Raw genomic sequence first — 11,395 nt, 5'->3', positions numbered from 1 at the left:
GGTTTCGGGGATTCGAGGTAGTTGGTCTTGGCAAGATTTCGTGCTCATAAAAAAAGCGCCATACTGTCTGGATATCCAGTAGTATAGCGCTTCTTTTGGCCTTGTCAGCCCTGCCAGCCACACTTAAGGCGAATGGCTTGGGGATCTCCCGGCCTCTTTTATCACGTTACAGCCTTATTTCTGGCTGGCACGCTCGAGCATGCGCTTGGCGCGCTCGTTGGCTTCGTCAGCAGCTTTCTGGGCTGCTTTGGCAGCTGCCAGTGCTTCGTCAGCAGTGCGCTGAGCGGAACGTGCTTCACTGGAAGCGCTGTTAGCGGTGTTCAGTGCGTTTTCAGCAGTCTGCTCGGCGGAAGAAGCGTTTGCATTTGCTTCGTCGATAGCGCCCTGGTCAGTAGTCGCACAACCTGCAGTCAGTGCGGTGGCCAGTGCAAACCCTGCGATCGTCAATTTACGCATACTATAAATCCCCTTATTGGTCGTTTTATTTCCTGCGTTCCAGAAGTCGTTGGTGCAGACATTCTGTCAAATCGGGGCCGATAGCATTAACTACTAACGGCGTCGTGAAACAGTGTAAAACACTATAGAGAGAAATGTTAACTAAGGATACGTAAAAGTTCCTAGGTTATGACAACAACTTAATTTTGCAGTAACGCTGTACGGCACAGAGGGAGTGGCGGATCAATGCGTCAGGGGACAATTGTGATGGGGGTTCCGTCGGCGACCAGTTGCCAGATTTCGTCCATCTCTTCATTACTGACAGCAATGCAGCCATCTGTCCAGTCCAGGCCCAGAAACGCAAACGCCATGTCGCCGGCCTCGTTGGGCAGGCCATGAATCATGATGCTGCCTCCGGGGTCCAGGCCCCAGGCTGAAGCCAGCTCGCGATCCTGCTTGTTTGGATAGGAGATATGAATGGACTTGTAGAAGTCGCTGTTGGGGTTGCGCCAGTCCAGCACGTATTCACCCTCAGGGGTGCGCTGGTCGCCCTCGAAGAGCTTGTGGCCGGACGGGTTGTCACCCAGCCCGATCCGATAGCTGCGCACCACCTGCTCACCAGAAAGCAGGTAAAGCCGCCGTTCCTCTTTGCGAACCAGTACTTCGCTGACCTGTGGGTCCTCAGCCATGGCACCCATCGGCAGCTCAGACGCTATCGCCGGGCTGCCGGCAAGGAGAACCAGGCAGGCCCGGGTCAACATGCAGGTGGCGGTCAGGCTTTTGATCGGCGCTGCGATCATCAGTATTAAGGTCTTCAGTGGCATACTCGAATCAATCATTACTATTTGTACACTTTATAGCACAAGAATTTTGTTAGTCGAACCAATGTTTTGACGTGGTTTTGTTAAAGAATTTTATTGATCATCCATTTTCAGGCCAACCTTTGTCACCCGGTCTGCCTGGGTTGCTCTGGCCACCAGTGTGACGGGCCCCAGTTTGACCTTGTCACCCACCACCGGATGCCCCTTGGTGCGGCGGGCAAAACACTCGGCAAGCGAGAGTTCCGGTGGCAGTTCATCAAACTCGATGCCGTACACCTGCTCGACATCACCCAGCAGGGCATCGCCATTGAGTACAAAGTCGCCGAAGAAGGCCCGCTCAGCAAGGTAGCGCGGCGCCTGACGGCCGCTGAGAGCCTTGCCAAGCTCCGGTAAAACGGCGGGAGTGGCGAACATGGCCAGTACGTCGCCGGAGGACACTTCCATATCCGGAGTGGGTTGATGGCAGGTGCGTTTACGGAAAACGCCGGCAATGGCGGTATTGTCCGGGAGCCGCAACTGGCCCAGGGGCCTGGGCGTTTCCCAGACGCTTCCTTTCAGCGGAAAGAGCATCAGCTCATGGTCACCGGCAGCCGCCACGTCCAGCGGCAGGCGTCGGTAAGGGTCTTCGCCGGCGGGAACCTCCAGCCGCAGCTTTCTTGCCAGGGGCGCCATGGTGGTGCCCTGGATCACCAGGGAAACCAGCACAATGAAGAAAGCGGCATGGAAAATCTGCTGGGCCTGGGGGATGTCGGCAATGATCGGAAACAGCGCCAGCACGATGGGCACGGCACCCCTCAGCCCGACCCAACTGATAAATCCCAGTTCCCGGCGGTTAAATCCGAAAGGCCAGAGTGTGGCCATGACCGTGATTGGCCGGATCAGGAAAATCAGCGCAAAGGCCAGAATCAGGCCGCCGCCGGCCAGCGGTAACAGCTCGGAGGGCGTCACCAGCAAGCCGAGCATCAGGAACAGGCACAACTGGGCGAGCCAGGCCAGGCCATCGTGGACCTGTAGTATCATCGGCATCATGCGCACGGGACGGTTGCCGATCACCACGCCGGTGAGGTAGATCGCCAGAAAGCCGCTGCCGCCCAGGGCATTGGTGCCGGAAAACACCACGATGCCGGCGGCTACAACCAGTAGCGGATAAAGTGAGGGAGTTAGCCTGATGCGGTTGGCCATTTCCACCACAATAAAGCCGCCGGCCACACCCACGACACTCCCGATACCGAACTGTTTTATCAGCATCACCAGTGCCATCCAGCCTTCGGATGCGCCACCGGCTTCGATCATGGTAACCAGCATCAGGGTGAGGAAGATCGCCATCGGGTCGTTACTGCCCGACTCAATTTCCAGGGTGGCGCTGACGCGTTCATTCAGGTGCAGGCCACGGCCCTGAAGCAGGGAAAAAACCGCCGCAGCGTCGGTCGAGGAAATGATGGCGCCGATCAGCAGTGCCGTCAGCCAGTGCAGATCAAACACCCACCAGGCGACCAGTCCTGCACCGGTGGCCGTCAGGAACACGCCGACGGTGGCCAGCACCAGGGCCGGACGCAATCCCACGCGGAAGGTTTCAGCCCGTGTGCGCATGCCACCGTCCAGCAGAATCACACCCAGGGCCAGATTCGCGATCAGGAAGGCCAGTTCGAAGTCGTCAAACAGCAGTCCGCCGGGGCCGTCTTCCCCCATCATCATGCCGACAACGAGAAAAATGAGCAGCACCGGCATTCCCAGCCTGCTGGACAGAGGGCTGAGCATAATGCTGATGACCAGCATCAGTGCGCCGATCAGGGTGAGAATCGGATCCATTCATGCTCCGGTTCGGGAGTAGACTTCGATAATAACAGCTTGAGCGCCGTGTCAGTGCAGTTTCAGGCGCGGATGCATGGCACGGGTGATTCGGTCCATGAGCCAGATAACGCCGGTACGCAGAAAGCCGTGCAGGGCCACCTGGTGCATTCGGTACAGGGAAACATAGAACAGGCGCGCTACCTTGCCTTCAATGTACATGCTGCGGCCCGACAGGTTACCCATCAGGTTGCCCACAGTGGTGTAGCGGCTGAAATTGATCAGAGAACCGTGGTCGTTGTAGACGAAGGGCACGGCTTCGCCGCCTTCCAGACGATGGCGCAACGTCTTGAATAGCACATCCGCCTGTTGGTGAGCGGCTTGTGCACGAGGGGGCACCGGGCGATCTGAATTCGGCTGGGGGCATTCTGCGCAGTCCCCGAAGGCGAAAATGTTCGGGTCTGTGGTGGATTCGAGGGTTTGTCTCACCTTTATCTGATTGCCGCGATTGGTTTCCAGCCCCTCCAGCTTTGACAGAAAAGCCGGTGCCTTGATGCCCGCCGCCCATATGGTCATTTCCGAGGCAAGCTCGGTGCCGTCCTTCATCAACAGCGCACCGCCCCGAATTTCACTGACTGGCTGGCCTGTCATCACCCTGACGTTCTGATGCTCCAGCTCACGGGTCGCCGCGGCAGACAGCCGCGCCGGAAGCGCTGGCAGAATGCGCTCTGCCGCTTCAATAACGGTAATGGAGACATCCTCCGGCCGTAGATGGTTCATGCCATAAACTGGCAGTTCCCGGGAGGCCAGACGCAGTTCAGCGGCCAGTTCCACGCCGGTGGCGCCGGCCCCGATAATAGTGATGGGCAATTCATGGCCATTACCGGAATGAGCTTCGTGGTTCTTGCGCAAGAAGGCATTGAGCATCAGGTTGTGGAAGCGTCGGGCCTGGTTGAGACTATCCAGGAACAGGCAATGCTCCTGGGCGCCGGGAGTCCCGAAATCATTGGCATTACTGCCCACGGCAATCACCAGCGTGTCGTAGCCAATACGGCGCTCAGGCACCACTTCCTTTCCTTCATCATCATGGAAAGCGGCAATCACGACTTCCTTTGCATTGCGGTCAAGCCCGTTCATCCGACCCAACTGGAACTCGTAGTGATGCTTACGGGCATGAGCGCGGTAATTGATTTCGTTGGCGCTTGCGTCCAGGGAGCCGGAGGCCACTTCGTGGAGCAGCGGTTTCCAGACATGGGTCAGGCCGGCATCCACCAGGGTAATACGGGCCTTGTGTTTCTTCCCGAGTTTGTTGCCAAGGCGGGTGACCAGCTCAAGGCCGCCCGCGCCGCCACCTACGACTACGATGTGGTGCAGGTTTTCCATAACAAGGGTTTCCTGAAGTAAAGAAAGGCTCAGTGGCGGGCGCGAAACTGGTCCAGAGTAGCGGCCATGTCATCCGCAAGCTCGGCGATCTGTTCAGGGCTGACATCCCGCTGTGCAAACGAGCGGAGACCGATAAGCTGGGCCTGGAGAAAGCGTGCCAGCCGGCCACAATTGGTATCCGGCATCAGTTCGCCCTGGATTCTTGCCTGTTCCAGAAGGTCTGTCAGAGCCTGTTCGATGGTGTTCAGGATGGCATTAGCCTGCTCGGCGATGGCCGCGTTGGTATTGCTGGCTTCCAGCAGGGTTTTTACGATCATGCATGCTCTGGAAGGCGGTACCTCTTCCTTGCTGGACTGGCGGCCAACAAGACGCAGGTAACTCTGAAGCCCATCCAGCATCGAGGAATGCCCGGCGAGGTGCTCGCGGAGCTCGGCACCGCCCTGCTGAGCATAGGCAGTCAGGGCCTCGCCAAACAGTCCATCCTTGTTCCCGAACGTGGCGTAGATACTTCCCGGGCGCATGTCCAGCGCCTGTTCGATCTGCTTCATGGACGCGCCGCTGTAACCGCGCTCCCAAAACAGGTTCATGGCTTTTTCCAGGGCGACCTGTCGATCATAACGAGCATTTCGGGCCATTGTGCCTACCAACATCTGACGGTTGAAATCATTCCCAATCATAACTTGAGTGATCGCTCAATAACAGTTACGGTAGCTGAGTAGTTGATTGTTCACTCAAAAACGAATCCCGAGGAGACCGTTATGTCAGATTTTCCTGTTCACGATGTGGATTCCGCACCGGAAAAATCCAGGCCATTGCTTGAGAACTCCCTGAAGGGGTTCGGCATGATCCCCGGATTGCACGCCGTGATGGCGGAAGCCCCGGGCGTTCTGGAGGCCTATCAGAAACTGCATCAGCTGGTACTGGACAGCAGTTTCGACAACGATGAAAAAACCGTGGTCTGGCAGACCATCAACGTCGAGAACGCCTGTCATTACTGTGTGCCGGCCCATACCGGTATTGCCAGGATGATGGAAGTATCAGACGACATCATCAACCCGTTGCGGGACGAAGAACCGCTGCCCAGCGACAAGCTGGAGGCCCTGAGGACCTTCACCCTCGCAGTGATGAACAAGCGGGGCAATGTCAGCAAGGAAGATCTGAATGCGTTCTACCGTGCTGGTTACAATCACCGCCAGGTACTGGAGGTCATTCTGGTGTTGTCCCAGAAAACCATGAGCAACTACATCAACCACATTGCGGAAACCCCGGTTGATGAGCCGTTCCAGAAGTTTGCCTGGGAAAAGAAAAAATAAGGAGGTGGTATTTTTCCACCTCCACGGGTGCGGGTCAGCCCGCATCCGTGGCCAGTATGGTGACCTGCCGCTGGCGCTTCCTCTCCAGCCGTTTGTCCACGCATTGGTCCTCGTCTTGCAGAATCACCACGCATTCAAGACACTGGATACACTCGTTGTAGTCGATACGACCGTCTTTGCGGATGGCATTGATGCCGCAGCTGTTCTTGCAGTGCTGGCAGGGTTTGCCGCACAGTTCCACACGGTCCAGCCAACTGAACAGTCGCAGTTTGCCCAGAACTGCCAGTCCCGCCCCCAGCGGGCACAGATAGCGGCAATAGAACTTGTGAATAAACATGCCGATCACCAGCAGACCCATGGCATAAATGACAAAGGGCCAGGAACGCACAAAGTAAAGTGTGATGCTGGTTTTGAACGGCTCCACTTCCACCAGCTTTTCCGCCAGTTCCAGTGAGTAGAAGGCTGTACCCACCAGCGCCAGAAGTATCGGGTATTTCAGAAGAATCAGCCGCCGATGCCATTTCTCCGATATTGTGATCTGCCGGAATTTCAGTTTCTCACCCAACCAGGCGGCCATTTCCTGCAGCGCCCCAAAGGGGCACAGCCAGCCGCAGAACAATCCTCGGCCCCAGATGAACAGGGTGATGAACGTGTAGGTCCATAGAATGAACAACACCGGGTCCATCAGGAAGACATTGAGGGAAAAGCCATCACGGATGGACAGGAACAGGGTGTAGATATTCACCACCGAAAGCTGCCCCTGGACATAGAACCCGATGTAGAACAGCGTGAAGTACAGGAACCCCCAACGGAAACGGCGTACCAGATCGGGATATCGGCTCAGGGTGCGCTGGCGGGCGAAAAAGACGGTCAGAATGGTCAGGCTTGCCACCAGTATCGAGATGGTCAGCCAGCGCTCGTTCCAGAGCCCGATCCACACCGGCTGGCGACTGTTTTCCGGCCGCGGGGCAACCTCGACCGTCTCGAACAGTTCGTTGGCGAACGCCACCGGAATATCGAGGTTGGTGCTGTCTGCAACCAGATGGTTCTTGCGCAGGGTAACATTCATTTTCAGGGTCGCTTCCGCCCCCGGGTTGAACCCGGCATTGCCGCCAACCCGGAACAGGGTTGCCATTTCCATGTCTGGCATGCCATCGGCACTGAGGCGGATGGCCTGGTCGAATACATTGATGTCACGAATCTCGACCGCGAGGTTGTTCTGTTGCAACCCGAGCCGGTCCGGTGAGCTGCCCGGGGTGAAGTCGTCAGAAAGGTGGGGGTAAAGCCCCCGGGAGATCACTGCCATTATCTGGGCATCCGGCCCGATGCGTTCTTTCAGTTGTGAAAAGCCTTCATCCCCAAGGAGGTTTCGGCCCACCATGGGTGAATTGATGTAACCAAAAAACAGTTCCGTGAAAGGCTCGTCAGGCTCTGGCTGCGGCATCTCCGGGTAGTCGGAGAGTGAGCGTCCGGTCTTTTGCTCGAACTCCTCAGGGGTGAGACGGAAATGGCCGATGTACCCGCGTTCAACCAGTTCTGACCAGGACAGAGTGTTATAAAAATCTGCCCGGGCCCGGGTGGGGGCCTTCTGGGAGAATCCCTCCAGTTTCTCCCGCGCTACCTTGAGGGCGGATGATAGGATGGTGTCGTTGATGATCAGTACCGAGACGGTTGCCTTGCTCACGCCGTCAAACTGCACCACATTGCCCTCGGAATCCGTGCCGGAACGGTTGCCCGATGTGCTGATGATGATCTGTTCCGTCAGCGCGCGGCCTTCGTACTGGCTGATGAATTCGAACAGGGGCTCTTCACCCAGCCCGTGGAGGAATACAGGCTCGTGATGGTTGAGTATGTGAACCCCGGTGAAGCGGCCGCGGGTATCCAGCCCGATCAGCATACTGATGGGCTTGCCGGCAAAACCCTGGAGCCGGCTCAGATCGAGGGATTCGTAGGCGTAGCCCAGCAGTTCCTGGAGCTGGTATACGGGATAGACCGGGTAATCCGGCAACTTGTCCCGGATTTCCGTGGCCTTGGGGAACAGTTCCTGGATAATCGCCCGCTTTTCATCGTCCAGCGCGCCCTGGGCCGCCGGGAAAAAGCAGATAAGGGCCAACAGCAGAAACAGCCGCCCGGGCATGGCATCTCTCCAGAGTCTTCTTGTTGTTGGTGCTGTCAATGCTAGAGGTTTGCCGGTGCAGCACAATGCTACCTGCGGGCCGGGGGCATGCTACTTTGTGAGGAGAAACAAAGGGTGAGGAGAAGCGCAGGGGGCTCCGCTGCGGAGGAGTGCTGAAAAGCGCTCAGGTAAGACGTATTACCCTTGCCATCAACCGGCGCCAGTCAATGGGCAGACTTTTTTCCAGTGCCACCAGTAAAGGGTCTTTGGCGTGCAGTGCCTCAAATGGGCCTTTGCTGGCAAAAATCACCGTATTGTTGGCTTTGCTCTTGAACAGCAGCAGCGCCGCAAACTCGCCCCTGAGCTGACGGAAGAACGGCCCGTTGATGTCCGGTGTGCGGTGGTAGTTGATGGAAAGCCAGCCGCTGTCGCTCAGTACGCGGCTGCATTGTCTGATAAACTCGCGCTGGGCCTGTGTGGGGCTCATGCGGTCGGAGTTGTACATGTCGGAGAGGATCAGATCCGTGGTGCTGTCCGGTGCCTGACCCAGTGCATCCCGGGCGTCACCAATGGTGACTGTAAAGTTGGCGGATTGCGGCAGGCTGAAGTACTCTCGGGCAACCTGAAGAACGCTGGGGCGCAGTTCCACGGCATGCACCTGGCATTCAGGCAGCAGGTGCAGCAGTGCACCTGCCATTACCCCGCCACCCAGGCCCAGAACGGTTACGTGGGAAGGCTGCCCGAAGGCAGCCGGCAACAGCATCGCGCGGCTGTATTCATGGACGGGAAGATGGGGCCTGCGGCGGTCTATCTTGCTCTGCTCAAACACCGAATCAAAGGTCATTACCCGATGTTTGCGATAGTCGACTACCAGAATGCCACCGAGTGCGTCCCGGGTGTAATGGATAATCTCGCCCTTCAAGGTGGCCTTCCTCGTCTGATCGCTGCGCCGCTATTCTGGGCATTTACCCGCGGGTTCTCAAGTCGGATGACCGCGCCGGAGCCGGCCTGGCCATGAGTACCGATGCGTTTAATGCTCTGGCCTGCCCACTCGATGGTGGCCCCCTGACCCAGGCCGGTGCCAGTTGGCGTTGCCCGGCAGGCCACAGTTTTGACGTCGCCCGCCAGGGGTATCTCCACCTGCTACCGGTTCAGAAGAAGCGCTCGCTGGACCCGGGTGACAGCAAGGCCATGGTAGCCGCCCGCCAGCGCTTCCTTAATGCCGGTTATTATCAACCTGTCGCCGAGGCGGTAAACGCCGCCGTGTTGAAAGACACCATTAGCGCTGCCGCCCCTCTGGCCTGTATGGACGCCGGCTGTGGCGAAGGCTATTATCTGCGCCGGCTCGCCGCAACGGACCTTCAGCTCTCGCTGATGGGGCTGGATATCTCCAAATGGGCAACCCTGGCGGCGGCCAGGCAGGACAAGCGTCCCCGCTGGGTGGTGGGCAGCAACGCCAATCTCCCGGTGTTGCCCGGAACCCTGGATGTGCTGCTCTGCCTGTTTGGTTTCCCCGTGTATTCCGAGTTTGCCCGGGTACTGAAAACCGGCGGGGTCCTGGTGCAGGCCGATGCCGGCCCCAACCATCTGCGGGAACTGCGGGAGATTATCTACCCTTCACTGAAGCCCGAGAAAACGCCCACAGAACATCCACCCGAAGGTTTTTCGATCGCGGGCAAGGAAACCATCAGCTACTCCCTGACCCTGGCCGGCCAGGAGGCGATTGCTGACTTGCTGGCCATGACACCGCATCTGTATCGGGCCCCGGCCGAGGGGCGTGCTCGCGCCGAGGCGCTCACCACCCTGACGGTCACTGTCGAGGTGACACTGCAACGTTTCAGCCATCAGGCACTCGCTGTTACGTCAACGCCCTGATGGCCTCATCTGCTCCGGCGGAGGTGGCAAGATTCAGCGCAGAGTGGCCATCTGCATCGGCCAGAGCCTTCTGCGCCCCTGCTTCCAGCAAGCACTCGATCACAGCCCCCTGATTGGATCGGGCTGCAGCCATTAACGGTGTTTGCAACTGATCATTGCGCAGGTCGGGATTTGCACCGTTCTCCAGTAGCAACCGGGCAGTATCGGCGTGACCGTTGCTGCAGGCCAGCATCAGCAGGCTGTCACCGGTACTGGTGCGGATGTCCACGGGAACGCCGGCATTGAGCATCACGCTGAGTGGGCCTGCGCCGCCGTTCCGGGCCAGCTCGAAAAGGCCCTGAGCAAAGGCAATGGCGTCTTCGTCCTTCTGATTTCCGGGGCTCTGGGGTTTCCCCGGTTTGTTGCTGGCCATGGTCTTCCTCTTGCTGTCTCGCGTATAGAAGCAAACCGTATCATGTTCCTGGCAGACTACGAACTGGATGCGGCCACGACGTGGCTCTGGACAGACCCACGATACCACTGTTAAAACCGTCGTATCAGGCAAGAAAAACCATCGAAGGTACAGGAGAACAGAACAGTGAAAATCAAGGTTCGAGGTATAGAAGAAGACCAACCGGTGCCGGAGAAATTTGCATTCGGCGTATACAGTGAACAGGACCACATGAGTTTCGGCCCCAACCGTAATCCGGAAGTGACCTGGGATGATGTGCCGGAAGGCACCAAAAGCTTTGTGGTGATGATGTTTGATCCGGACGTCCCCAGTGTTGCGGATGACGTCAATCAGGAAGGCAAAACGGTATCAAAGGACATTCCCCGAGTGGATTTCTTCCACTGGTTGCTGGTGGATGTGCCGGCATCGATTTCCTGCATCCCCGAAGGCGAAGACAGTGACGGGGTGATTCCCAAGGGCAAGGAACCGGGGCCGGGCCCGATCGGACTTCGAGGGGTGAACAATTACACCCAGTTTCTGGCTGGCAACCCGGATATGGCTGGCACCTACGCTGGTTATGATGGCCCCTGCCCGCCCTGGAATGATGAGATTATCCACCATTATCACTATGAGGTTCATGCGCTGGACGTTGAGAGCCTCGGCCTTGACGGCGAGTTTGACGGTCCGGCCGTGCGGGAAGCCATGGCCGGTCATGTGTTGGCCAGTGCCCGGGTAACCGGTACCTATACCCTTAACCCGGATCTGCGTTAATGTCTGCAGTTCAATAATGCCGGAAGCTCAATGAAAGTAGCTGCCGGCTGGCGTTTCAGGCTGGGTCTGGTAGCTGCGGTTGCCTTGCTGATGGCACTGGCAGTGGTGGGGCCAATACCGACCCTGCCCGTCAGCGCCGCGTCAGGCCTCGCCTTTGGCGTGCTGATGGGTACTGTGCTGGCCGCTGCGGGGGCTCTGACCGGTGCAATGATTGCGTTTTCTGTGGCCCGATTGCTGGGCCGGGAGTCGCTGAAGCAGAAACTCTCAGCGACTCCGGTTTTTGCTTCCGATGATTCCCAACGACTCCTGTTCTGGGCGGTGTTCCTGACCCGTCTGATCCCGCTTTTGTCCTTTGCCCTGATCAGTTATGCCGCCGAGGGTAACTCTGAGCGATCGTAATGACCTGACCTGATATCCGGAGCAATCAGGTTTTGCATTATGAAATGCGAATCGTTAGCATTTG

At 57.8% G+C, this 11,395-nt stretch carries 12 protein-coding genes; 4 read left to right on the top strand and 8 right to left on the bottom strand.

The window, feature by feature from the left end:
* Positions 1–174 precede the first annotated feature (174 nt).
* From ABJM11_RS15310 to ABJM11_RS15290, 5 genes are all read right to left on the bottom strand, one after another.
* Positions 175–456: an Lpp/OprI family alanine-zipper lipoprotein gene (locus ABJM11_RS15310; RefSeq protein ID WP_348293320.1), complete on the bottom strand. Its 282-nt coding sequence runs from the start codon at positions 454–456 to the stop codon at positions 175–177.
* Between the two features lie 230 nt (positions 457–686).
* Positions 687–1,196: a murein L,D-transpeptidase family protein gene (locus ABJM11_RS15305; protein ID WP_407070003.1), complete on the bottom strand. Its 510-nt coding sequence runs from the start codon at positions 1,194–1,196 to the stop codon at positions 687–689.
* Between the two features lie 153 nt (positions 1,197–1,349).
* Complete coding sequence (locus ABJM11_RS15300; protein WP_348293316.1) at positions 1,350–3,065, bottom strand: potassium/proton antiporter; 1,716 nt, start codon at positions 3,063–3,065, stop codon at positions 1,350–1,352.
* A 51-nt stretch (positions 3,066–3,116) separates the two neighbouring features.
* Positions 3,117–4,427: an NAD(P)/FAD-dependent oxidoreductase gene (locus ABJM11_RS15295; RefSeq protein ID WP_348293313.1), complete on the bottom strand. Its 1,311-nt coding sequence runs from the start codon at positions 4,425–4,427 to the stop codon at positions 3,117–3,119.
* A 29-nt stretch (positions 4,428–4,456) separates the two neighbouring features.
* A complete protein-coding gene (locus ABJM11_RS15290; RefSeq protein WP_348293311.1) occupies positions 4,457–5,062 on the bottom strand; it encodes a TetR family transcriptional regulator in 606 nt (201 codons plus the stop codon).
* Between the two features lie 123 nt (positions 5,063–5,185).
* Here ABJM11_RS15290 and ABJM11_RS15285 point away from each other — a divergent pair, with 123 nt between their 5' ends.
* Complete coding sequence (locus tag ABJM11_RS15285) at positions 5,186–5,740, top strand: carboxymuconolactone decarboxylase family protein (RefSeq protein WP_348293309.1); 555 nt, start codon at positions 5,186–5,188, stop codon at positions 5,738–5,740.
* A gap of 34 nt (positions 5,741–5,774) precedes the next feature.
* Here the strand turns inward: ABJM11_RS15285 and ABJM11_RS15280 are convergent, their stop codons facing one another.
* Positions 5,775–7,877, bottom strand: a complete 2,103-nt coding sequence (locus ABJM11_RS15280) for a 4Fe-4S binding protein (RefSeq protein WP_348300383.1) — start codon at positions 7,875–7,877, stop codon at positions 5,775–5,777.
* A gap of 163 nt (positions 7,878–8,040) precedes the next feature.
* Positions 8,041–8,778, bottom strand: a complete 738-nt coding sequence (locus ABJM11_RS15275; RefSeq protein ID WP_348293307.1) for a methyltransferase domain-containing protein — start codon at positions 8,776–8,778, stop codon at positions 8,041–8,043.
* 92 nt (positions 8,779–8,870) lie between these two features.
* Here ABJM11_RS15275 and ABJM11_RS15270 point away from each other — a divergent pair, with 92 nt between their 5' ends.
* Positions 8,871–9,731: a putative RNA methyltransferase gene (locus ABJM11_RS15270; RefSeq protein WP_348293306.1), complete on the top strand. Its 861-nt coding sequence runs from the start codon at positions 8,871–8,873 to the stop codon at positions 9,729–9,731.
* Here ABJM11_RS15270 and ABJM11_RS15265 read toward each other — a convergent pair.
* Positions 9,715–10,143 carry an ankyrin repeat domain-containing protein gene (locus ABJM11_RS15265; protein ID WP_348293305.1) on the bottom strand — a complete coding sequence of 143 codons (429 nt, stop codon included), beginning with the start codon at positions 10,141–10,143 and terminating at the stop codon, positions 9,715–9,717. The two genes, ABJM11_RS15270 and ABJM11_RS15265, sit on opposite strands and share 17 nt — an antisense overlap.
* Before the next feature lie 165 nt (positions 10,144–10,308).
* Here ABJM11_RS15265 and ABJM11_RS15260 point away from each other — a divergent pair, with 165 nt between their 5' ends.
* Both ABJM11_RS15260 and ABJM11_RS15255 read left to right on the top strand, forming a co-directional pair.
* Entirely contained in the window at positions 10,309–10,932 is a 624-nt protein-coding gene (locus ABJM11_RS15260) for a YbhB/YbcL family Raf kinase inhibitor-like protein (protein WP_348293304.1), read from the top strand.
* Between the two features lie 30 nt (positions 10,933–10,962).
* Positions 10,963–11,331, top strand: coding sequence for a VTT domain-containing protein (locus ABJM11_RS15255; protein WP_348293303.1), 369 nt, complete (start codon positions 10,963–10,965; stop codon positions 11,329–11,331).
* Positions 11,332–11,395: the final 64 nt, after the last annotated feature.

Source organism: Marinobacter sp., assembly GCF_039977835.1.
In the GTDB taxonomy this organism is placed as follows: Bacteria; Pseudomonadota; Gammaproteobacteria; order Pseudomonadales; family Oleiphilaceae; genus Marinobacter.
This window is presented reverse-complemented; position numbering and strand designations above follow the sequence as displayed.

Coding starts and splice junctions, on each gene's coding strand:
- ABJM11_RS15285 (WP_348293309.1), top strand. CDS start 5,186: ATGTCAGATTTTCCTGTTCACGATGTGGATTCCGCACCGGAAAAATCC.
- ABJM11_RS15270 (WP_348293306.1), top strand. CDS start 8,871: ATGAGTACCGATGCGTTTAATGCTCTGGCCTGCCCACTCGATGGTGGC.
- ABJM11_RS15305 (WP_407070003.1), bottom strand. CDS start 1,196: ATGTTGACCCGGGCCTGCCTGGTTCTCCTTGCCGGCAGCCCGGCGATA.
- ABJM11_RS15265 (WP_348293305.1), bottom strand. CDS start 10,143: ATGGCCAGCAACAAACCGGGGAAACCCCAGAGCCCCGGAAATCAGAAG.
- ABJM11_RS15300 (WP_348293316.1), bottom strand. CDS start 3,065: ATGGATCCGATTCTCACCCTGATCGGCGCACTGATGCTGGTCATCAGC.
- ABJM11_RS15290 (WP_348293311.1), bottom strand. CDS start 5,062: ATGGCCCGAAATGCTCGTTATGATCGACAGGTCGCCCTGGAAAAAGCC.
- ABJM11_RS15310 (WP_348293320.1), bottom strand. CDS start 456: ATGCGTAAATTGACGATCGCAGGGTTTGCACTGGCCACCGCACTGACT.
- ABJM11_RS15295 (WP_348293313.1), bottom strand. CDS start 4,427: ATGGAAAACCTGCACCACATCGTAGTCGTAGGTGGCGGCGCGGGCGGC.
- ABJM11_RS15280 (WP_348300383.1), bottom strand. CDS start 7,877: ATGCCCGGGCGGCTGTTTCTGCTGTTGGCCCTTATCTGCTTTTTCCCG.
- ABJM11_RS15255 (WP_348293303.1), top strand. CDS start 10,963: ATGAAAGTAGCTGCCGGCTGGCGTTTCAGGCTGGGTCTGGTAGCTGCG.